The sequence below is a fragment of the Sulfurirhabdus autotrophica genome (genome assembly GCF_004346685.1).
GTDB lineage: Bacteria > Pseudomonadota > Gammaproteobacteria > Burkholderiales > SMCO01 > Sulfurirhabdus > Sulfurirhabdus autotrophica.
Map to the genome: position 1 here is coordinate 15,989 of NZ_SMCO01000020.1, position 22,634 is coordinate 38,622.

Below are 22,634 nucleotides of genomic sequence, written 5' to 3' on the forward strand. Positions count from 1 at the left end.
CAGCCGGTTCGTCAATTGAGGAAGCCATGATTAAACGCATTATCTTTACTTTTCTCATTTTCTGGTCTGCGCAGATTGTTGCAGATGACCTGCTGCTTAAGCCTGTGCAAGTCTCTCCCAATATATACGCAGTGATTGGGGATATCGGTGGGCAATCGTATGAGAACGATGGCTTAAACAGTAATTTAGGTTTTGTGGTTACGCCTGAAGGTGTGGTTATCATCAATAGCGGTCCGAGTACACGCGTGGCGAAGGCGCTGCATGCTGCGATCCGGAAAATTACCCCCCAACCAGTTAAGTGGGTGATTAATGTTAATTCACAAAGTCATTACTGGCTTGGGAATGCCTATTTCCAATCTTTGAATATTCCCATTATTGCGCACAAGGAAGCAGGACGCCTCATGCATGAGATGGGCGAGATGCAACTTGCATCGCTGAAAGGTGTGCTCAAAGACAAAGCGGCGGGTACACAAATTACCTATCCTTCTGAATTGTTTCAGGACAAGCGTGAGATCAAATTGGGGAGCGTGGTTTTTCAGCTGATTTCGTTTGGTTCTGCCCATACGGCTGGCGATATGGTTGTATGGTTGCCCCAGCAAAAAGTGTTGTTCTCTGGCGATCTGGTTTTCACTGAACGGCTCTTGGCTGTAATACCTATTGGTAATAGTGGTGGTTGGGTTAAAGCGTTTGATAGTGCCATGGCACTTGGGCCAAAGCGCATTGTGCCCGGTCATGGAAAGCAGACTAACGTTCAGCAGGCAACGCGAGATACCCGGGATTATCTGGTTTTCAATCGCACGGCAATTAAAAAAATGCAGGATAAAGGTGCATCGTTGCAAGAAGCTGTTGAGAAAATTGACCAGTCAAAATTCAGATACTTGGTGAATTTTGATTTGTTGTCGCGGCGAAATGTGAATCAGATTTTCACCGAGATGGAACAAGAATCGTTTTAGCCGACTTGGTGCTCATTTATATATTAATGGGCAGTTCTGTTTATTGTGGTGGCGAATTTGGGAGTGGTAGCGGCTTCAGTGGAGGTATGGATGGATTTGCGGGATGCTTCTGATAGTGGTTTCAGGTGGCAATGGATGTGGGGGTATGCGGTGGAGGTGACTGAGTTAAATAAATTCAGTTATGTTAAATAAATAGCAGTTATAAGTACGCTTTTTTAGGGGAATAAAAATGATATCAAAACTGAATTTTCGCGTCTTATGTGTGAGTATTCTTAGCGTTACGGCATTGTTTTGCGCAAATAACACATACGCAAATAATGATGATGCGTGGCAAAAGCTTGCTGAAGGCGGGAAGGTCGTACTCATGCGTCACGCGGCTGTTGTTGCAGGGCAGGAAAACGGCAGCCTAATGCTGCGGGATTCATCCTGCAAAAAAGAGCGAAATCTTTCAGCTGAGGGCGAGAATGTAGCTAGAGCATTAGGAAAGATGTTTCGAGACCGAAATATTCAGATAGCTGAAGTTCGGCATAGCCCGTTTTGCCGCACCACCGATACGGCAAAAATCGCTTTTGGTGGCGGAACTCCGGTAGAGTATCTCTATGTACTTGAACTGCGTGCACCTGAAGATGCCGCTGCGCAGACAAAAAAATTGAATCAAATCATCGGCTCTTACTCAGGGAAGGGAAACCTTGTTTTGATTACGCATGAACCTAACATAAACGCAGTTTCATTTGAATTACTCAAGCAATCAGATTTTCTGGTTTTGCAACCTGCGGGCGGTGATAAATTTGAGGAAATCGGTGTGGTGCGATGGGAAGCATCCATTTGATTGGCTTAGTCAGTTGTGTTAAAGCTTTTCCCTAACAGGGAATCTGATTCGCACCAAGGTATTTAAGTGTGACCGGCTTGATGTATCAAGTAGCAGATAGCGGTATGAACCCGGGGAAGTAGTCAAGAAAAGGTTTGCATCTGATATCCAAATTGAGTGAATATCGTGAAAAGCGGGGCCCAAATTGGGAAAGCACAATGTGAACGCTAGTAGACGAGCTATGGCGTTTGAAACGGTACTTATAGATTCGACCTAAATTTAAATTGCAGGAAAGTTTATGCTAAATCAGCCCAGAATTCTCGAGTTGCGCAACTATCTGGAAAGTGTCATCGTCGGTCAGAAGGATTTGCTTGATAAGCTGGTGATCAGCTTGTTGACGGGGGGGCATATTCTGGTAGAAGGGTTGCCTGGCTTGGCCAAGACGACTGCAGTAAAGGCGCTGGCATCTGGTGTGCATGGCAGTTTTCGGCGCATCCAGTTCACACCTGATCTGCTTCCTGGGGATCTGACCGGTACGGATATTTATAACCCGCAAGAAGGCAGTTTCTGTTTTTCTGAAGGCCCGTTATTTCACGAAATTATTCTGGCAGATGAAATTAACCGTGCGCCTGCAAAGGTGCAATCGGCATTGCTGGAAGCCATGCAGGAACGCCAGATTACAGTGGGCGGAGTGACTCGCCCTTTACCCCCTTTATTCATGGTGATGGCAACGCAAAATCCACTGGAGCAGGCTGGCACTTATCCTTTGCCAGAAGCGCAACTGGACCGCTTTTTGTTGCATGTCGTACTTGATTACCCCAGTGCAGAGGAAGAACTGCTGATATTGCAACGCGACCGCGAACGATTGTCAGGCACGGGGGGGCAGGATGGATCTTCTGGGGTAGATGTACAGACAATATTGGCGGCCCGTGAAGAAGTGAAGCAAATCCATATAGACCCCATTCTGGAAGGATATATTGTGGCGCTGGTTGGCGCCACGCGGGATATTGGCAAGTGGTTGCCGGAATATGCAGGGTTTATTGAAGTCGGTGCCAGTCCTAGGGGTTCGCTGGCTATTGCACATGCGGCTGCAGCGGTAGCCTATCTGAATGGCAGAGGGTTTGTGACGCCTGACGATATATTTGATGTTGTGCCAGATTGTCTGCGTCACCGCATTATTCCCAGCTTCACAGCACGCATGGAAAAAATTGCCTGCGACGACATAATCCGGAAACTGCTTGCAGTGGTGCCAGTACCCTGAACGGGATAAATGAATTGCTGAAAAGGATGAAAATTCCGGGCAGTCTTTTTAAACGCCTGATTTCACCTGTTTCGCCGGCTGAGAATGATGGCATCCACTCTCCGCTATTGGGTGATGATGAACTGGCTGAAATTATCCGGCGTGTACAAGCCATGAATCTCGCTCAGGGCCAGTCGAGAGAGGTGCATTACCGGCATGCCGGTAATTATCGCTCGGCTTATCTCGGTCGTGGTCTGGATTTCGAAGAGGTGCGCCCCTACCAGCACGGTGATGAAGTTCGGGATATGGACTGGCGGACGACTGCACGTACAGGTAAACCCTATCTCAAAATTTATCGTGAAGAGCATCAACCTGCATTGCACATTGTAGTAGATCGTGGCGCCAGCATGCGCTTTGGTACGCGTGTTCAGTTGAAAGCTACCTTGGCGGCCAGAATTGCCGCTATTTTTGCATTTAGCGCCATGAGTAGCAACGCATGTATTGGCGGCACAGTCTGGCAGCCAGGCGGGTTCACTTTGCCATGCAGAAATGGTGAAGAAGGGGCAACTTGGCTAGTACGTGCTGCAATTTCACCTTGCCCGCCATTGCTTGAAGAATCTCAGGAAGAGGCTCGCACCTTCACAGCGATGTTGCGTCATCTGGATACCCTGTTAACCCGTGGTACGAGATTGTTTCTTATCAGTGATTTCAGTCAATTGCATGAACAGGATCTGCCTGTATTGCTGAGGCTGGCATCTCACCACGACCTGATAGTGGTGCAGGTGCTGGATGCAGCGGAAGAAAAGTTACCTGATGTAGGGTTAATGCGCTTCCATGATGTGGCTTCAGGAAAATTGCGATGGCTGGACACAGCAAATCATGGTGTAAGGGAAATTTTTCAGCGAGAAGCCGCAGCGTTGCACGATAAACAGCGCATGCTGTTTGAACGGATTGGTGTGCGGCTTCATCAGTGCACGACGGATAGTGATCCATTCAGTTTGATTACCAGAATCAGTTATGAATGAATCCGTTGCGAGCCTGATTGATATTATTGATCCAGTGGCCCCTTTGCAAGAATCGGCGAACAGCGTGGTCTGGCTTGCAGCAGGGATTGTCTGCTCCGTTTTGCTGGTAGCAGGAATAATATTCTGGTGGCGAAAGAAAAAGCCAGCCAGGTTGGCAGTTAAGCGGTTGAAGGCATTGCGACTGCATGTTTCTGCGGGTGAATTGAGCAGTCATGAAATGGTTTTTATGGTCGCAATGGAATTGCGGCGCGGATTATCCCTTGCACGCCTGCTTCCTGAAACCCCTCCCCTTGGTTTTCAGAGAGAGGATGTTGCACTATGGTCATCGTTTGTCCAACTACTGGACACATTGCGGTATGCGCCAGATGTTGCTTTAGATAATCAGCAACTGGAAGCAATATTTGCGCAAACGGAAATTTGGCTGAGGCGATACAGTCTGTGATTATCCTGGCACATCCTGAATGGTTGTTATTGATTCCATTACTGCTTGTGCTGGTGTGGCATGCCGGGCTGAAAGCGCAACTGGAAAAAGAGCTCGATCACGCTCAATTGGTGCTGGAACATCCTGACTTAAGCATGATCGCTGAGGGTAAAAATGTTTCAGCAGCCACTGCACGCCGACATGTCATGTTTAATGGGTTGGCGCTTGGATTGCTGGTGCTGGCATTGGCACAGCCACAGCGAATCGGCGACTGGATCCCTGAAAATCCGGAAGGGCGTGAAATCGTCATGTTGATTGATACTTCAAAAACGATGAGCATTAATGATTTTGAGATGAATGGTCAGTCTGTTGAACGTTTGAATGTATTGAAAGGGGTGGTCAGCGAATTTATTGCAGCAAGGCAGGGCGACCATTTTGGGGTGATTGCATTTGGTACGCTGGCTGCGACGTTGGTTCCGCCTACTTTTGATCGAGCGCTAGTGACTGCCATGATCAGGCAAGTGCAAGTAGGCGTGGCCGGAGACGACACTGCAATCGGTGATGCGGTGGGCCTGGCGTTAAAGCAGTTGCAAGTGCGCCCGAAATTGCGACCCGCATTGATTCTGTTTACAGATGGGGATAATACCGCAGGGGATATCAGCCCACGAGAGGCCGTTGAACTGGCCCGGCGCATGGGAGTGCCTATTTATGCCGTGCAAATCGGGGATGAACCTTTTACAATCAGCGAGAGTGCATCCGCACCTGCTAAAGCTTCAGCTGAACTCAGCCTGAAAGATATGGCTAACTTGACGGGTGGACGTTATTACAGGGTAGGCAATACCGGTGCGTTACAAAAGGTAGTGAGGGATATCGGTAATCTTGAAAAAACCGTCACCCATCCCTCAACGCGTCGCAATATACAGGAATGGTATTTGTTCCCGTTACTGCTTGCCGTTGGATTGATCAGCATTGCGCGTTTGCTCCAGATTCGCAGGTTGGCAATATGATCAGCATGGGGGAGTTATCTCAACTGGAATGGCGTAATGCCTGGTGGGGATGGCTCATGCTGCAGCCCTTGGCCATGTTAGTGCTACTGAAATTGAAACGCGCAAAAGTGCTGCATTACGCAGATAACCATTTGCACCCTTGGGTGATGCGCGGTAATTTTGGTTTAAAGCAGGGTGTGGGGCGTTCACTCATTTTTCTGTTCGCGTGGTTTTTGTTAGCCTGTGCAGCAGCTGGGCCGCGCTTACCCATTATCAATACAAGTGGGCAAAAAACGCCTTCGTACCACCAACATACAATAGACATGATGGTGGTGCTGGACGTCTCGCCTTCCATGCAGGCAAATGATATTTCGCCCAACCGGTTGCAACGCGCCAAGCTGGAATTACAGGATTTAATCCCTCAGTTGCATGGCGAGCGCATTGGTTTGATTGCCTTTTCCGGTAGTGCCGGACTTGTTATGCCACTAACGGGTGACTATTCAGCATTCCAGTATTATCTTCATTTGGCTGAACCTGGGTTATTTGAAGTGCCTGGTTCGGCGATTGCTGCATCTCTTGAATTGGCGCGTAAAAAATTGCTACAGGAAAAAGCAGGTGGTCGTGCAATATTGTTAATCACAGACGCAGAAGCTAGCGCATTTTCCGGTGCGCAGGGAGTGGCGCTTCTGGAATCTGCCAAACAATTGAAGAAAAATCGGATTCCCCTCTATATATTAGGAGTGGGAACGAAATCCGGCGCATCCATTCCGTTGGCTGACGGTGGCGTAGTGGAGCAAGATGGGGTGCCAGTAATCAGTCGGTTGGATCAGCCCGGTTTTACATCGATAGCGGAACTGACAAATGGAAAGTTCGCGCAAGTAGAAGACGGGGATGCGGATTGGCAGAAGATATACGAAAAGGGGATACTGACTATTCCGGGCAGTAAACTGCCCGCAGAAAATGTGCATGCATGGCAAGAACTTTATCCCTGGTTTTTGATTCTTTCGCTTGTATTGTTTACTTGGTACTTTTTCCCCTTCAGGCTGAATCGCCCCAAACCAGTTGCGGCAGCCGTAATGCTTGTTTTGGTGCTGTCAGTTTCGAATTACGGTACCTCCAAAGCCTATGCGGCAGAATCAGATTGGCAGGAGGCCTATAGTGCCTATCGCCAGAAAAACTATACGCTCGCACAAACGCTTTATACCCAACTCCATGGCTTTGAAGCACGTATGGGAGAAGGCGCGGCTGCGTACAGGCGCAAAGACTACCATTATGCAGTCAAGCAGTTCAGTAGCGCTTTGCTTCAAGCTAAAGACATTAAACAAAGAGAAAAAGCGTTATTTAATCTGGGGAACAGTTATTTTCAGGCGGGAAACTATCGCGCATCATCCGATGCTTATTTAGGTGTGCTGAGTTATGCGCTTGGCAATCCATCCGCCCGAGCAAATCTGGCGCTGTCAGCCGGGATGTTAGCTAAACAGGTTAAACTGGATAAATACAGCGAAGGCATTTTGGGGCGTCGCGGATCACAAACAGGGGGCGATGTGGGGCGAGATATAGGAGATGTTCCTGTATCTATGGAACCTGCAGCAGTTGAGAAAAGCCCAATAGTCCGGTCGGATAATGAGCAATTAGCCAGTTCAGAAGCCAAGCTACGGCAGGGAGGTAAGTCGGATAATCAAAGAAGTCCCAGCAATGCAGTAGAAGCCGACCGACTGTATCGTTCTGCGTTAAAAAAGCTGGAACTGGTCGCAGATAAACCGATGGACTTGCAAAAAGAACTCATGAAGCTCGAAGGGATGAAAGACGCTGCTCCGCCTGGAGAAATGTTGCCATGGTAAGGTATGTTCTGTTGAGTGCTTTGATCTTCACAATGACATGGCCGGCTATGCTCTTGGCGCAAATGGTTTTGTCAGTGCAATCTAACAAAAGTGCATTGGCGCTTGGTGAGGCATTGAACTTTGAAGTTCGTGTGCAAGCAGCGACTTCACCGATTACTGCAATCAATCTGGAGCCGCTTAAACAGGATTTTGAGATTTATGCAGTTTCAAGCCGCACACAAACAGAAATGATAAAAATGCACGAAGTGGTGACCGAAGTCATGTCGCTCACGCTCTATCCTTTACGGGCAGGCCACCTTCAATTGCCGTCACTAGTGTTTTTGGGTGAAAAAAGTAAATCGTTATCCGTGCAGGTGGCTGATTCAGGTCCGCAAACACCGCACGTAGGGATTAATGCCTTTTTTGATACAGCACACCAACGTGTAAGGCAAGCAAATACGCTATACCTTGAAATCACTGATGATGGCAGCCTGCAATGGTTGCCACCAAAAAATATTTTGGCATCAGGGATGCATGTGCGACAGTTGGGTGAAACGCAACGAGATGAGATGATTGACGGAAATAGCGTGACAGTTCACCGATACGCATGGTCAGTGATGCCGCTACGTGAAGGAATCGCTGCTGTGCGATTCCCCATGCTCGCTGCGGTAAAGTTTGGTGCAAATTTGCGTTATGCAGTTCCACCAATCAGGATAGACGTAGCTCCCGTCCCCTCTTATTTGCCAACTTTTGTGCCCATTGGAAAAATGCTTGTTTCAATAAAAGCCTTGCCTGAGAAAATGTTACTGAACCGGCCAGCAAATTTGGAAATGACTATTCAGGGAGCAGGATTAAGCGAAGAGGGAATAGCGCAATTACTATCAACCCTGCGTGGAAGCGACGCGCTTCAGCTTTATCCGCTTTCAATTCGCATTGATAAGCAAGAGAGGGCCATTTCTCCCCTGCAGACTTGGCTGATTGACATCCCGTTTAAGCCATTGCATGCAGGCAAAATACGCATGCCTGATATCGACATACCTTATTATGATCCCGCTAGTGGTCAGTTGACATCTTTTCATCATGAAGGGCAGGCGCTTGAAGTAATGAATCCCATGAGATCGTTGGTAATAAAATCAGTCGCAGTGCTATTGTTGCTTTTTATGGTTGCTATCATAGGCGCTATGTTGTGGAAGAAACTGCGCCGAAATGGCAAAAGAAATGCATCCTTGTTGCGCATCAAAGCTGCAGCAACTTTTCAGGACTTAACTCAGGCACTTCAGGTATTTGATAGTGGGGATGGCGCTATGGAAAGTGCAACCTTGCAGAATTGGCTTAAGTTGACGGAGGAACGGTTTGCCGTGACTACACGGTTGCATGACTTGGTGCAAATGCTGGAAACAGCATGCTATGGAAGCGACAAAACTGAAAAATCCTTGGCGGAACTGGCAAATGAATTGTGGGTGGAAATGAGCGCGCTACGCTCTAACCGAGGCAAAGCAAAGGTTAGTCAGCCACAACAACTGACAATCAGTTTGTTTAATCCAAAAATAAAGATATAGCTGAAACAAAAACGGGGCTCTCAGGCCCCGTTTTCATAAAGTTTTTCAGACTTACTTACCCATATGTGGGGAAGAAGAGTAACGATCCATGACAGTACGATCTTTCCAAACTTTTTCATCCAGAATAGCGGCGGGAATCATGAACTGATGTTCGTTATCAACCGCAGTTTCTTTAACGATCTTGATAATATCGGTATAAGCAATTTTGTATAACAAACCATCTTTTTCGGTCATTCGTGCAATCATGAATGTTTCATACAAACGATACACATAAATATTTGCAGGACGTAATTTACCTTCAGGCGAACGCCAGGTAATAGTGTAACGGGTGTCCTGCTTAAATGCGTTTTTGTCCACCGTAACAACTCCTTAATAACGGGTTAATTGGTTAAGTAAAGATAACCAGGCAAACTGAATAGTCGGTTGGGTAATACCCGGAGCTTTTTGTTAGCCAAAGTATAGCCCCAAGAGAATGGTTTGCATTCAAAGTACATTATAATACTCTAACATTAAAGTTTTTAACTGGCAAATAAACTAAATTAATTGCATGATTAAAAAATCGGGGTTGCTCAAATTAATAGTTTCCAGCAGAATATTAGTAGAAAGTAATACGATTGGTCGTTAGATAGCATGCCTAACATGCTGTAAAGCTTGGTTAATGCACTTACTAAGTTGCTCCGGTCAGCACAAATAATCGTATATAAACTAATACTGAGCCAGGCAAAATTTTGCCAGGAGCAGATTTTTTTGCTTTCAATTTTGCAAAAAGTTGTCTATTGAGTAATTCTGCCCTGCTTTTTTTGGCCGGATATGTAAATGATTTTTATTTAGGTAGATTGGGACGCGATGAACGCCATTGTTAAGACAGAAAATCACGACAAGCAGGAAATTAAATTTTCTACTTGTTACATGTGCGCCTGCCGCTGTGGCATTAAGGTGACCATGGAGGATAACAAGGTTCGCTTTATACAAGGCAACCGTAATCATCCAACTAACCAGGGCGTTTTGTGTGCCAAGGGTTCCGCCGGGATCATGAAACAATACTCGGCTGCCAAGCTCAGCAAACCGCTGTTGCGAAAGCCGGGTTCAGAGCGTGGTGATGGTGAGTTTGAAGAGATTGAGTGGGATCAGGCGCTGGATATGCTGACCGAGAGGTTGGAGGAAATTCGCTCCACAAATCCTTCCAAATTAGGTTTCTTCACTGGCCGTGATCAAATGCAGGCTCTCACCGGTCTTTGGGCGCAGCAGTTTGGTACGCCAAATTGGTCAGCACACGGCGGTTTCTGTTCGGTCAACATGGCGGCAGCTGGTTTGTACTCCATTGGCTTCTCGTTCTGGGAATTTGGCGCGCCTGACTGGGATTTTGCCAAATATTTCATTATGTGGGGTGTGGCTGAAGATCACTCCTCCAACCCAATCAAGATCGGACTGGAAAAGCTTAAGCGTCACGGTGGTAAATTTGTGACAGTGAATCCGGTCCGAACTGGCTATTCAGCTATTGCAGATGAATGGGTGCCAATCAAGCCAGGTATGGATGGACTGCTCGCACTGTCGATGGTACATGTGTTGCTTTCTCGCGAACTGTTTGACTATGATTTCCTGGTGCGCTATACCAATTCACCTTGGCTGGTTGTGCAAACGCCTGGACAAGTCGGTGATGGTTTGTTCCTGCGTGATGAAAACGATGTGCCGCTGGTATGGGATCTTGAGAAAGAAGTCTTTGTCAGTGGCATGGAAGTTGGTACTTCTCCTGCGCTATTCGGCGAATTCGTAGCACCTGATGGCCGTAAGGTTAAAACCGTATTGAGCATGACAGCTGAACGCTATCTGGATGATCGTTATGCACCAGAAAATGTTGCGAATGAAGTAGGTGTTCCAGCAGAAACAATTGAGAAGATTGCCCTTGAAATGGCGCACGTCGCATTCAAGGAAGAAGTGGTACTGGATATTGAATGGACAGATATCTATGGCCGCAAACACGATAAAGTCATTGGTCGCCCAGTGGCAATGTACGCGATGCGTGGTATTGCTGCTCACTCAAACGGCTTCCATGCCTGTCGCGCACTGCACCTGATTCAGATGCTGCTTGGTGCCCTGGATGGCCCGGGTAATTTCCGCGCACGTGCGCCCTATCCAAAACCCATTCCTCCACATCAGCTACCAGAAAATAACATTGATATTATCAATGCGCCAAATACCCCGTTGTCCCGTCCGCCGTTAGGCTTCCCGACACGTCCGGAAGATCTGGTGATAGATCACAACGGTAATCCGTTGCGTATCGATAAAGCTTACTCATGGGAAATCCCCATTGCGTCTCACGGTCTGATGCATATGGTCATCACCAATGCTACCAACCATGACCCCTATGCGCTGGATACGTTGATTCTGTTTATGGCAAACATGGCCTGGAATTCCACCATGAATACCAAAAACGTGCAGGAAATGTTGCGTGAGAAAGATCCGGAAGAACCGGATCAATACAAAATACCGTTCCTGGTAGTTGCAGATGCATTTCACTCTGAGATGGTTAATTTCGCTGATCTGGTGTTGCCGGATACGACTTATCTGGAGCGTTACGACACCATTTCTTTATTGGACAGACCCATTTCCGAGCCGGATTCTGCGGCTGATGCGATTCGTCACCCACTTGTAGCGCTAGATCGCGATGTCAGGCCGTGGCAAGACGTATTGGTAGAGTTGGCCTCGCGTCTGAAGTTCCCTGCTTTTACTACAAAAGAGGGTGATCGCAAGTTCAAGGACTATAAAGACTTTATTGTCAATTATGAGCGTTCACCAGGCGTAGGTTTCCTGGCGGGTTGGCGTGGCAAGAATGGAGAAAAATCACTGAAAGGTGAGCCAAATCCAAATCAGTGGGAAAAGTACATTGAGAACGAGTCGTTCTTCGCACACCACTGGCCGGATAACATGAAGTATATGCGTTACGCCAACAAGGATTATCTGGAAGTGGCGGCAGATGTCGGGTTTGTCGGTAAGGCCGAACCTATCATTATGCAGATCTATTCAGAGCCGTTACAAAAATTCCGGCTAGCTGGCCAAGGTTTGTACGATGGGCCTCAACCCAACAATCCGGTAGATCGCGAGCGTCTGGCAAAATACTTTGACCCGCTGCCTATGTGGTACGAACCGCTTGAGTCTACACGCGTAGATCATGTGGAGTATCCTTTCTATGCGCTGACCCAGCGTCCTATGCTGATGTACCATTCATGGGATTCCCAGAATGTATGGCTGCGTCAGTTGCTGGCCCAGAACTATATGTACATGAACGCAGGTCAGGCAGCACGCATGGGTCTGAAAGATTACGACTGGATTTGGGTTGAATCCCATAACGGCAAGATTCGCTGCCAAATGAAAACCATGGAAGGCTGTCAGGAAAATACGATCTGGACCTGGAACGCCATTGGTAAGCAGAAGGGCGCATGGGGTCTGAAGCCAGATGCTTCTGAAGCAACCAAAGGATTCTTGCTGAATCATCTGATATCTGAACTGCTGCCAGCTAAACAGGGTGAGCGCCGGATAACCAATTCCGATCCGGTAACCGGACAAGCTGCGTGGTTTGATCTGCGGGTCAAAATTTACAAAGCCGCGGAAGGTGAGACAGGTAGTTGGCCAGAGTTCGCAGAAATCAAGCGAATTCCGGGTGATGATGCAGAGCGACCAAACGTATTGCGCTATAACGCGCGTAGCGATGAATAAATCCAGGTTGAGTAATGTTTGTATTACTCATTGCCTTTTGAAAGGAATAGTTTAAATGCGTTTAGGCTTAGTTATTGACCTTGATGTCTGTGTTGGCTGCCATGCATGTGCAGTAGCATGTAAAGAATGGAATGCATCGGGTACTACAGCACCGATGACTGATTATCAGCCCTATGGTGCTGAACCGTCAGGCGTATGGTTTAATCGAATTCGCCACTATGAAGTAGGCGAGTATCCGAATAGCAAAACCATCAATTTCCCGATGTCATGCATGCATTGTGAAGATGCGGATTGTGTGACAGTCTGTCCAACGGGCGCGTCTTATAAGCGGGCAGAAGATGGGATTGTGCTGGTGGATCAAACCAAATGTATGGGCTGCAATTACTGCTCATGGGCGTGTCCATACGGTGCGCGTGAATTGGATCGCGAAAGCGGTACCATGAAGAAGTGCACGTTATGTGTAGATCGTATCTATGATCTGAAAATTCCGGTTGAAGAACGCCAGCCAGCTTGTGTAAATACCTGTCCGGCCCACGCACGCATGTTTGGTGATTTCGATGATCCAAACTCTGCAGTCAGTATTGAAGTACGCGAGCGCGGTGGCTATGCGTTGTTGCCTGAATTAGGCTATAACCCAACAAACCAGTATCTTCCTGTGAGAAAAGCGAAACCCATTCCTACTGAAAATCTCGGAAAACCCGGATTTAAAGAGAAATTAAAGGGCTTTGCAAACAGGATCGTTAAGCGATAATTTTGGGGTGAGTTGGGTGCAGATTCTTGTTTTGAATTTGCACTTCAACCTGATTCTCCGCAAACAGGATTTTGGAGTTTAAGTAATGCATCCAGCTTTTAGTGTCATATTTTTTACAGTAAGTTCAGGCGCAGGGTTTGGCTTGTTTGCCTTGTTATATCTCGCGGATGCCCTGAAGCTAGGTGGTGGGCTATCAACTAATCAGTTGTTAATAGCGGGTATCATAGGATTGGTGCTGATTTCGGCTGGTCTGATGTCATCCATGTTTCACCTTGCAAATCCGAAGAATGCATGGCGTGCCTTTAGCCGTTGGCGTACCTCATGGCTGTCGCGCGAAGGCGTGTTTGCCATGGTGTTTTTCCCTTTTGCTGTGGTTTATCTTGGATTGACCTGGCTTGGAATGAAGGAGTTCGAAACTTTACGCATGCTAGCAGGCGGAATGTCCATGCTGCTCGCCTGGATTACTATATTCAGCACGGGCATGATTTATGGTTGTTTGAAAACTATCCGTCAATGGAACACGCCGTTAGTTCCCGCTAACTACCTGTTGCTGGGGCATTTTTCAGGTGCGTTGCTGTTGCTGATCGTGGCACAAACGGGAACTGTAGAAGTAAGCAGTTATCTCAATATAGTTTTAGCGTTATTGGTTTTTGCAGCAGCGCTAAAGGCTATATATTATTTCTGGATTGCGAATCCTGGTGTTGTGTCAACGATTAACACGGCAACTGGTTTTACACGCGCACGGGTAAAGCTGCTGGATGCTGGGCATACTCACGGTACATTCCTGACACAGGAGTTTGGATTCCAGGTGGCGCGTCAATACGCATTATTTTTGAAAGCATTTGTCTTTAGTGCGGGCTTTTTGATTCCGCTGCTAGCGCTTTTTGGGATGTTTGGAACGCTGACTAGCGGGTTGACTATTATTGTTGCAATCATGGCTTTACTAGGGTTGATTGCAGAGCGCTGGCTGTTTTTCGCTGAGGCGCGACATGTAGTAAATCTGTTTCATGGCGCACAACGTTGCTAAATGAGAGTGTAACCTATTTGCAATAAATGAGAAATTTGGTATATTAGTATTTGTTGATGGTTACTCTGAGGTAGTGAAACATGTTCGGCTTTAAAGAAATTGATATTGAAGGGCTAAAGTCCGCTAAATCTCAAGAAGGCGTTTTGCTGATCGATGTAAGAACCGATGCTGAAGTAGCGCGTGGTATGATTGAGGGTGCAAAACACATACCCTTGCACCTGTTGCCGCTGAAAGCGAATGAACTGAATGCAGGTGTGCCCACTATTTTTTATTGCCAGTCAGGTGCTCGTTCTGCGCAGGCTTGTGCATTTATGTCTTCCAAGGGGCATGATGACGTGTACAATTTGCAAGGTGGTATTCTGGCATGGATGCGGGATGGCATGCCGCTGGCTGCAATGTGCTAAATTTAAAACCGAAAGATAAGGCCAACCAAAAAATGGGTTGCATTATCTTTATGGCTGCTTTATAAAGAGTATTTTTTAATTACTAACTACAGGTTTGTTTAAGGAGAGTCACATGAATTTTGATAAAGAACTGGATGCTCGCGGTCTGAATTGCCCACTACCTATCTTGCGCAGCAAGAAAGCACTGGGTGAATTGACTACTGGCCAAGTTTTGAAAATTGTAGCAACTGATCCAGGCGCTATTAAAGATTTCCAGGCTTTTGCCAAGCAAACCGGTAATGAATTGCTTTCCTCAGCTGAAGCGGGTGGTGAGTACACTTTCTTCATGAAGAAAAAATAAATACTCAGAATCCAATAGAACAGAAACAGGCGCACAGCAGATAATTTCAAAAGGAGACTGAGTATGGACGAGAAAAAATTAGCGATTATCGCAACAAAAGGTACGCTCGACTGGGCATATCCACCATTTATATTGGCCTCCACAGCTGCTGCTCTGGGCTATGAAGTGCAGATATTCTTTACTTTCTATGGCCTGCAGTTAGTGCGCAAAGACCTGTCTGGATTGAAAGTGAGTCCACTAGGCAACCCAGGTATGCCTATGAAGATGCCTTTTGGTCCTAAGTGGTTTAAAGGGATTAACTGGAATATTCCTAATGCAGTTCAGGCAATTATTCCGGGATATGAAACATTGGCAACCGGCCTGATGAAGCAAACCATCAAGAATTGTGGTGTTGCCTCAGTTAGCGAATTGCGTGAGTTGTGTCAGGAAGCAGAAGTAAAGTTCATTGCTTGCCAAATGACCGTTGAATTGTTTGGTTTCGAGCATAGCGATTTCCTGGACGATCTGGAATACGCTGGTGCAGCAATGTTCTTTGAATTTGCAGGCGAAACAGATATCTGTCTCTACATCTAGTAGTGGTGGATAAATACCGTCAGCAAGATTCTTGCTGACGGTATTGTTTTGTAAATTTTTTTGAGATTAAAGTTTCCTTTATTTCTCGTGGTATCTTTTTTTTATGTAAAGCAATCAGCGAATTTTCAATTCGTTTTTTTGTCGAATCAAATATTAGTTTAGAGTTATATTCGGACATAAACGTCCTTTATGTCAAGTGCTATTTGAGCTTATGTGCAGCTTTATAGCCTACTAAAATTGTCAAGTATTTGTGTTATACTAATACATAGACTATTAAGATATTGTTTATATTGAAGGGGTGGTGACGATGGCAACCTACGCTGAAATGCGCGAAATCTTCGACGACATACGGAATGATTTTCGTTATGATCACGAGCTGAACGGCTGTTTGAACTGCGGTATCTGTACTGCAACCTGCCCATCTGCCCAATTCTATGATTACAGTCCACGTGAAATTGTTCAGTTGCTTTGGACAGAAAACATCGAGCAGATTTACGATGCCATGCAGGAAAAAATATGGGCCTGTGCACAATGTATGACTTGTGCGGCGCGTTGCCCATTCAAGAACTCTCCTGGTGGTCTGGTAATGATTATGCGGGAAGTTTCCATTAAGCATGGTATGCAGTCAGCCAAAGATGTGTTGCGCCCATTCGGCCGGGTTATGCTTAAGCTTATTACCACAGGAAACCAGCTCTCACCCGATATGATTCAACCGGATCACTTCCCTGACTGGGGTCCAAATATTCAAAAAGTGGAAGGTGATCTCAAAACCTTGCGTAAAGCAATTCCAGTACGCACTTTGCAGACCACAGATACTGCTTGGGAAGTCTCTCTGAAAACTTCTGTTGAGATGTACACCATTTGGGAAATGACCGGTGTATTAAGTTCCCTTGAAACCATGGATGAAAATCTCTTTGACGTTATCGAAGACTTTATCGATGAAAAGCGTGAAGAATATGAAGACTGGCTGGAAGAGCAGGAAGATTGATTCTGGAAGTGATGCGGGGCGTATGCCTTGCTAGTGGCCCCGAAAACTCAACATCAGGAGGTTAGCACAATGAGTACAACCAACCAAACAGAAGGACAAGGAATTGCCGGACACGGCTCTTTTTTCCAGGAATCCAACCTGTCCAACGAAGATGCAGCTAAAGCGACAGAATGGGTACGCAAGCATGTAGATAAGCGTACCGTCGATTTGGGTGAGCGCATGGATGATATCCGTGTGCATATGTGGGAGCTGGAAAAAGAAGGTGAAATCATTGTTCATCGTATCACCGACGATCACAAGCCCGTCGATGTGCAAACCTTGTTCGGCTGGAACAAGCGTATTCCAACCAGTCAATTGTGGCATCACAAATCCTGCGGCCAGTGCGGCAATATCCCTGGTTATCCAACATCATTGCTATGGACCATGAACAAGTTTGGTTTTGTACCTGGTAAGGATTATCTGGATGAGACTGATCAGACTTCCTGTACAGCATGGAATTATCATGGCTCCGGTATTGGTAACGTTGAGTCACTGGCTGCAGTGTTCTTGCGAAACTTCCATCAGGCTTATGTGTCCGGTAAACAGCATGGTTTTGAACTGGGGCATTTTTTCCCGCTGGTTCACTGTGGTACCTCTTTTGGTAACTACAAGGAAATCCGCAAGTACTTGGTAGAGTCTGCTGAGTTGCGTGAGAAAGTAACAAAAATTCTGGGTAAACTTGGTCGCCTGGTTGATGGCAAGTTGGTTATTCCAGAAGAAGTCATTCATTATTCTGAATGGGTGCACGTAATGCGTAACCGCATTGCTTCTGAGCTACAAACCATCGATGTATCAAATATTCGCGTCACTATGCACGCCGCTTGTCACTATTACAAGATGGTGCATGAAGATGCCATTTACGACCCAACTGTGCTGGGTGGTAACCGTACGGCGGTTGGAACGTCAGTAGCGCAGGCGTTGGGAGCGCAGGTGATTGATTACTCAACCTGGTATGACTGCTGTGGATTTGGTTTCCGTCACATTATTTCAGAGCGTGAATTCACCCGTTCTTTCACCATGGATCGTAAGATTCGTGTTGTACGTGAAGAAGCTAACGCTGACGTGATGCTGGGTATTGATACCGGTTGTATTACCACCATGGACAAAAATCAATGGATTGGTAAGGCGCATGAGCAAAACTTCTCTGTGCCTATCATTGCTGATATTCAGTTTGCGGCTCTGGCATGCGGTGCGGATCCGTTTAAAATTGTGCAACTTCAATGGCATGCATCACCATGTGAAGAACTGGTTGAAAAGATGGGGCTATCCTGGACTGAAGCCAAAAAGACCTTCGAAAATTACCTCAAGGAAGTTGAAGCAGGCAATATCGAATATTTATATAACCCTGAATTGGCACTAGGAGGCCGTCAATAATGCAAAATACCGTTTTAGTGGTGGGCGCTGGCCCAACAGGCTTATCTGCTGCCGCGGGCGTTGCGTCCATAGGTAAAAAGGTTGTGCTGGTTGAGAAAGAAACTGTATTAGGCGGTGCGCCAATATTATCTGGTTACGCCAAACTGGTACCTTCCGGTGAGTGGGCAAAAGATGCGATCGGTCGTATGGTTAAGCGCGTTGAAGACGATGCAAATATCACGATTCATAAAGGCGTGAAAGTTGCCAAGCTGGAAGGTGAGGCGGGTAACTTTACCGCGACTCTTTCTAATGGCGAGATTGTTCAGGCTGGCGCAGTTATTCTTGGTACAGGATTCACTCACTTTGATTCAATCAACAAGCCAGAGTGGGGTTTTGGTACTTATGAAGACGTTGTGACCACAACCCAGATGGAGCAGATGGTTTCAGCTGGAAAGATTGCTTGCCCGTCAGATGGTCGTGTGCCAGAACGTGTAGCGATTTTATTGTGTGTTGGTTCGCGTGATCGTCAAATCGGTCGTGAATGGTGCTCCAAGATTTGCTGTACTGTTTCTACCAATCTGGCCATGGAAATCAAGGAACTTTCACCAACAACCGATGTGTTTATCTACTACATGGATATTCGTACTTTTGGTTTGTATGAAGACAAGTTCTACTGGAAATCCCAGGAAGAATTCAAGACTAAATTTGTCAAGGCGCGTATCGCTGAAGTGACAAAGTCAGCTGATGGTCGTTTGCTGGTGAAAGGCGAAGATACTTTGGTTAAGCGTCCTATTGTGATTCCAATGGATATCGTGGTGCACGCAATTGGTATGGATCCAAACGAAGAAAATCCAGAAATCTCAAAAGTATTTGGTGTTGGTTTGGAAAAACACGGGTTTATCGATAAGGGTGAACAGTACACCAGCAGCTTCAGCAGCACCCGCGCAGGTGTCTATGTGGGTGGTTCTGCATTAGGCCCTGAAGATATCGACACCAGCATTTCCCACGGCTTGGCAATGGCCATGCGTGCAGTTGGTGATTTGAATGCTTTGGTTCAAAAAGCAGCCTAAAGACGTTCAGGTAATAGAGCGGGACTTAATTGTTCCGGCAGAACTGACTCTGCCGTTTGATGCAAACTTGTTTCAGCAGCATTTTTCTAATTTAAAGCATGTTGCGGAACAAGACGCTGGATTGGATGCATATATTTCAAGCATGCAATCCAAACAGAAACTGTATGCGGAAAGCTTGAATGAAGCTGCGATTGATAGTTTGAGTCTGGAAAAAATCGAAGTTTTGCTAGAGTTAGTATTTACAGCAAGGCGACGGGTATATCCCGTATTGCAAAAAATGGGTGAGCAGCAATCTGTTTTATTGATTAAAACGCTGTTGTATGGAAATGGAATGCTGCTGGAACGTATGCAGTCATTTACCGAAGCGCTGCCAGTTGATGAAGGAGCTGATAAAGCTGGACAGAAATTGGCCGCCAAAATCAAGCGAGCTGCCTTTGATTTTGCAGCAGAAATGCTGCATTACACTGATCCAGTCAAGTATCCCTTGATGTCGCGATGGGTGTGGGATCAATCGACGGTGAGTGGTGCCTTGCGCGAATTCATTCGGGGTAATGACCATATGGCAGAAGTGCCGCTAGGTAATAGTCCTGAAATGTTTGAAGGCGCACGCAAGTGGCTGGCAGAGCAAGTAGCGGAGCAAGGTATTTATAAAGATGTGCCGTTCTGGGTGGATATGGTGCTTGCAGATGCTTATTCCACTTACTTCCGCTCAATGGCAGAAGGGATGCTGAGTGCGGATTTCGGACGCAGTGGTGGGCCGGAAGAATACGTGAAGAAATTTCTCGGAATTGATACGATGCGTCGCAGTGGACGAACACGCGTCAAAAAAGATTCAGAAGTGCAAGTAACAAACTGACAATGAATGACTACAGGACTGTGCTGGCAACAGGACTGAAATTAATTGGAGAGAATAGATGGCTATTCATGAAAAAACACTCATCGACGCGGATCGTTTAATCACTAGCGACAAGCTGGTAGTAGATGGTGTGGATGTTTCAGGTCACTGGAACACGATGATCCTTCCGCGTACGCTGACGGATTACGATGATGATTTTGAAGCTAAAATTCAGACCTACGATGGTGCTGAAAATGTACATCGCTGCTGGCAGTGTGGATCTTGCACAAACTCTTGCACCATGTATGCGCAAAATACAGACTTTAATCCACGTTACTGGATCTATCTCACTCGTTTGGGACTAAAAGATGAAATTCTGAAAGACAAAGATATTATCTGGCAGTGCGTTTCTTGCAACAAATGTACAAATATTTGTCCCAAAGATGTCCGACCTGAAGGTGTGATGAAAGCTTTGGCGCACTGGATAGAAGAGGAAGGCTTTGGGCCCAAATCAAATTCAACCATTTTTGATGAAGAATTTGCGCGTCAGTGTCTGGATCGTGGTCGCATAGAAGATTCTGAAGTGATGTCCAATTTCTTTAAGAACACCAAGCAGGATATCGTGCAAATGGCTTTGCATGGCTGGTTAGGTATCTTTGTAGCACGTATGAACAAATGGACTGAGCTGAAAAAAGGGAATATTGGTAAATTCCTGGCACGTGTGCCAATCATGCACCCTATCCATATGGGATTGTCGATGGTGATCAAGCCTAAAACCAAATCGTGGGGTCGTACCGGTGAAGTGTTAAGGCAGTATGTGAAAGAGCAAAAGGAGATGGCGCATGGCTAAAGTTGCATACTATCCAGGTTGCGCCCTGGAAGGTTCAGGCGGTCCGTATGATCGATCCACACGTGTTTTGGTAAAGAGTTTGGGCCTGGAGATGGAAACACTTCAGGACTGGAATTGCTGTGGAGCGATGGAAGTCAAGAACGTTCATCCTATGCTGCAAACCTATATGTCTGCTCGGAATATGGCGATTGCCAGTGAGCAGATGGGTTATGATACGGTGATGGCGCCTTGCAATGGTTGCTACCACAATCTTAAGAAAGCAGAGTATGAGCTGGCTACTTCTGAAGATTCCCTCAAGACTGTGCAGGATTTAGCTAAAAAAGCCGATGATCCAGTTTACAAAGGTGATGTCAGGACGGTTCACTTGCTAGAGTGGCTCATGGAAGAATTGGGAACGGAAGGTATCAAACAGAAGATTTCCAAGTCCTTGAATGGTATCAAGGTCGCAAATTATTACGGTTGCATGTATACCCGACCACGCCAGATATTCCCGGAGAAAGATCAGGGGCCTGGCTCTGAATCCAGCTATAAGCCGCACTTCATGGATGATTTGCTGGCAGCAGCAGGTGCCGTGAATGTAGACTATCCACTGAAAACTGCATGTTGTGGCGGTGCACACACGTTGTCAGATTCTGATACTTCTACACAACTGGTGCTGAATTTATTGCAGGCAGCAGAAGATGCAGGTGCGGAAGTGATTGCTACAGAATGCCCAACCTGCCACTCCGGTCTGGAAATGCATCAGGTTCGTGCAGAAACAGAATTTGGCATCAAGACAGATGTAAAGATTGTATACTTCACTCAATTGCTGGGTCTCGCGATGGGTTTGTCAGCTCGTAAATTGGGTATCCATGAAAATGTCAGTGATTCTCTGGATTTTCTAAGCGACAAAGGCGTATTGTAATTGAATCGCAGAAAACACGAAGTATGCCTAGTTGCTTCTTCGTGTTTTCCGATGTTTTATCCTGTAATAAAACAAAGTGCATAATCAATGGAATGTAACGGCTGCGAGTTTCGACCAGAGTTGTACTATGATGATCAATATCAGATCTGGGTCAGACGTGAAGAAGACGGTACCTTTACAATAGGTATGACAGATATCTCGCAAAGTATTGCAGGCAAAATTCTCCATGTGAGAGTGCGCAAGCCCGGTACGCTGCGTCCGAATGGCAAGCCGGTTGCGACGATTGAAAGTGGAAAATGGGCAGGCCCTGTACCAAATGTGTTTGATTGTGTCATAGTAGAGGCCAACCATACTGTACTGGAAGATCCTAATTTGCTGAATATCGAACCTTACGAAGCGTGGATTGCACGGGTTAAACCATCTGGGTCTATTGAAGATTCATTGTCGGTTTTAGTGTCAGGGGACGTTGCGCAAGCTGGATATTGCGAGCGCACTCAACGTGACGATATTCATTGCGAAAGAGGAGCAAGGTAATGGGAGAAGAACATTACCTGGATAACGATGAAAAATCAGTTGTTATCGTTATGACCAGTGGCCCATCAACCGCTCACCGTTGTGCTACCCCGTTTTACATTGGCTCGATCCTGGCTTCCATGGATTCGGATGTCAGCGTTTTCTTCACAATGGAAGGCGCGCTTTTGGCTAAAAAAGGCGTCGCTGATAATTTGACTGCCATGAAAGGTGGCAAGACAATTTTAGAATTTATTCGCGACGCGAAGATTGCTGGTGTAAAATTTCACTTATGCAAACCGGCCATGCCAGGTTACGAAATAGAAGTTGACGATGTCATTCCAGAAATAAATGAAATCTCCAATGCAAGTAAATTGGCAGATTTGATTTTAAGTTGTGATAAGGCATTGTTTTTCTAAATATGTTGGGCATTTGCTTTTTACGGGCGTTGGCCTACACTTAAT

Annotated in this window: 23 protein-coding genes; 22 read left to right on the top strand and 1 reads right to left on the bottom strand. The window is 46.3% G+C overall.

What is annotated here, in order from left to right:
* Positions 1-26: 26 nt before the first annotated feature.
* From EDC63_RS15155 to EDC63_RS15190, 8 genes are all read left to right on the top strand, one after another.
* Entirely contained in the window at positions 27-953 is a 927-nt protein-coding gene (locus EDC63_RS15155) for an MBL fold metallo-hydrolase (protein WP_124945008.1), read from the top strand.
* Between the two features lie 229 nt (positions 954-1,182).
* Complete coding sequence (locus EDC63_RS15160) at positions 1,183-1,782, top strand: histidine phosphatase family protein (RefSeq protein WP_124945009.1); 600 nt, start codon at positions 1,183-1,185, stop codon at positions 1,780-1,782.
* 277 nt (positions 1,783-2,059) lie between these two features.
* Positions 2,060-3,022, top strand: coding sequence for an AAA family ATPase (locus tag EDC63_RS15165; protein WP_124945010.1), 963 nt, complete (start codon positions 2,060-2,062; stop codon positions 3,020-3,022).
* Positions 3,023-3,048: 26 nt separating this feature from the next.
* Positions 3,049-4,026, top strand: coding sequence for a DUF58 domain-containing protein (locus EDC63_RS15170; protein ID WP_124945011.1), 978 nt, complete (start codon positions 3,049-3,051; stop codon positions 4,024-4,026).
* A complete protein-coding gene (locus tag EDC63_RS15175; RefSeq protein ID WP_124945012.1) occupies positions 4,019-4,468 on the top strand; it encodes a DUF4381 domain-containing protein in 450 nt (149 codons plus the stop codon). Before EDC63_RS15170 ends, EDC63_RS15175 begins: the two co-directional genes overlap by 8 nt.
* Positions 4,465-5,454: a vWA domain-containing protein gene (locus EDC63_RS15180; RefSeq protein ID WP_124945013.1), complete on the top strand. Its 990-nt coding sequence runs from the start codon at positions 4,465-4,467 to the stop codon at positions 5,452-5,454. Before EDC63_RS15175 ends, EDC63_RS15180 begins: the two co-directional genes overlap by 4 nt.
* The gene (locus EDC63_RS15185) at positions 5,451-7,274 is read left to right on the top strand and encodes a vWA domain-containing protein (RefSeq protein ID WP_165923015.1); all 1,824 of its coding nucleotides are present in this window, start codon (positions 5,451-5,453) and stop codon (positions 7,272-7,274) included. The genes EDC63_RS15180 and EDC63_RS15185 overlap by 4 nt, the downstream gene beginning before the upstream one ends.
* Positions 7,268-8,812, top strand: a complete 1,545-nt coding sequence (locus EDC63_RS15190) for a BatD family protein (protein ID WP_124945015.1) — start codon at positions 7,268-7,270, stop codon at positions 8,810-8,812. Before EDC63_RS15185 ends, EDC63_RS15190 begins: the two co-directional genes overlap by 7 nt.
* Before the next feature lie 51 nt (positions 8,813-8,863).
* Here the strand turns inward: EDC63_RS15190 and EDC63_RS15195 are convergent, their stop codons facing one another.
* Complete coding sequence (locus tag EDC63_RS15195; protein ID WP_124945016.1) at positions 8,864-9,169, bottom strand: hypothetical protein; 306 nt, start codon at positions 9,167-9,169, stop codon at positions 8,864-8,866.
* A gap of 489 nt (positions 9,170-9,658) precedes the next feature.
* Between EDC63_RS15195 and EDC63_RS15200 the strand changes: the two genes are divergently transcribed.
* The 14 genes from EDC63_RS15200 to EDC63_RS15265 all read left to right on the top strand — a co-directional run bounded on the left by EDC63_RS15200 (position 9,659) and on the right by EDC63_RS15265 (position 22,589).
* Entirely contained in the window at positions 9,659-12,526 is a 2,868-nt protein-coding gene (locus EDC63_RS15200) for a molybdopterin oxidoreductase family protein (RefSeq protein ID WP_124945017.1), read from the top strand.
* Positions 12,527-12,581: 55 nt separating this feature from the next.
* Positions 12,582-13,277 (top strand): 4Fe-4S dicluster domain-containing protein, encoded by a 696-nt coding sequence (locus EDC63_RS15205; protein WP_124945018.1) that lies wholly within the window; start codon positions 12,582-12,584, stop codon positions 13,275-13,277.
* A gap of 85 nt (positions 13,278-13,362) precedes the next feature.
* Positions 13,363-14,304 carry a dimethyl sulfoxide reductase anchor subunit family protein gene (locus tag EDC63_RS15210; protein ID WP_124945019.1) on the top strand — a complete coding sequence of 314 codons (942 nt, stop codon included), beginning with the start codon at positions 13,363-13,365 and terminating at the stop codon, positions 14,302-14,304.
* Positions 14,305-14,384: 80 nt separating this feature from the next.
* Positions 14,385-14,708 (top strand): rhodanese-like domain-containing protein, encoded by a 324-nt coding sequence (locus tag EDC63_RS15215; protein WP_124945020.1) that lies wholly within the window; start codon positions 14,385-14,387, stop codon positions 14,706-14,708.
* Between the two features lie 112 nt (positions 14,709-14,820).
* A complete protein-coding gene (locus tag EDC63_RS15220) occupies positions 14,821-15,048 on the top strand; it encodes a sulfurtransferase TusA family protein (protein WP_124945021.1) in 228 nt (75 codons plus the stop codon).
* Between the two features lie 63 nt (positions 15,049-15,111).
* Positions 15,112-15,621, top strand: coding sequence for a sulfur carrier protein DsrE2 (dsrE2, locus tag EDC63_RS15225; protein ID WP_124945022.1), 510 nt, complete (start codon positions 15,112-15,114; stop codon positions 15,619-15,621).
* A 307-nt stretch (positions 15,622-15,928) separates the two neighbouring features.
* A complete protein-coding gene (locus EDC63_RS15230; protein WP_223248153.1) occupies positions 15,929-16,609 on the top strand; it encodes a 4Fe-4S dicluster domain-containing protein in 681 nt (226 codons plus the stop codon).
* 69 nt (positions 16,610-16,678) lie between these two features.
* Positions 16,679-18,022: a heterodisulfide reductase-related iron-sulfur binding cluster gene (locus EDC63_RS15235; RefSeq protein WP_124945023.1), complete on the top strand. Its 1,344-nt coding sequence runs from the start codon at positions 16,679-16,681 to the stop codon at positions 18,020-18,022.
* On the top strand, positions 18,022-19,071 hold the full coding sequence (locus EDC63_RS15240; RefSeq protein WP_223248154.1) for a CoB--CoM heterodisulfide reductase iron-sulfur subunit A family protein: 1,050 nt from the start codon (positions 18,022-18,024) through the stop codon (positions 19,069-19,071). Before EDC63_RS15235 ends, EDC63_RS15240 begins: the two co-directional genes overlap by 1 nt.
* Positions 19,046-19,927, top strand: coding sequence for a hypothetical protein (locus tag EDC63_RS15245; RefSeq protein ID WP_124945024.1), 882 nt, complete (start codon positions 19,046-19,048; stop codon positions 19,925-19,927). Before EDC63_RS15240 ends, EDC63_RS15245 begins: the two co-directional genes overlap by 26 nt.
* A 58-nt stretch (positions 19,928-19,985) precedes the next feature.
* Positions 19,986-20,756, top strand: coding sequence for a 4Fe-4S dicluster domain-containing protein (locus EDC63_RS15250; protein ID WP_124945025.1), 771 nt, complete (start codon positions 19,986-19,988; stop codon positions 20,754-20,756).
* Positions 20,749-21,660, top strand: coding sequence for a CoB--CoM heterodisulfide reductase iron-sulfur subunit B family protein (locus EDC63_RS15255; protein WP_124945026.1), 912 nt, complete (start codon positions 20,749-20,751; stop codon positions 21,658-21,660). The genes EDC63_RS15250 and EDC63_RS15255 overlap by 8 nt, the downstream gene beginning before the upstream one ends.
* Positions 21,661-21,747: 87 nt before the next feature.
* A complete protein-coding gene (locus EDC63_RS15260; protein WP_124945027.1) occupies positions 21,748-22,194 on the top strand; it encodes a glycine cleavage system protein H in 447 nt (148 codons plus the stop codon).
* The gene (locus EDC63_RS15265; RefSeq protein ID WP_124945028.1) at positions 22,194-22,589 is read left to right on the top strand and encodes a DsrE family protein; all 396 of its coding nucleotides are present in this window, start codon (positions 22,194-22,196) and stop codon (positions 22,587-22,589) included. The genes EDC63_RS15260 and EDC63_RS15265 overlap by 1 nt, the downstream gene beginning before the upstream one ends.
* The last annotated feature ends 45 nt before the right edge of the window (positions 22,590-22,634 follow it).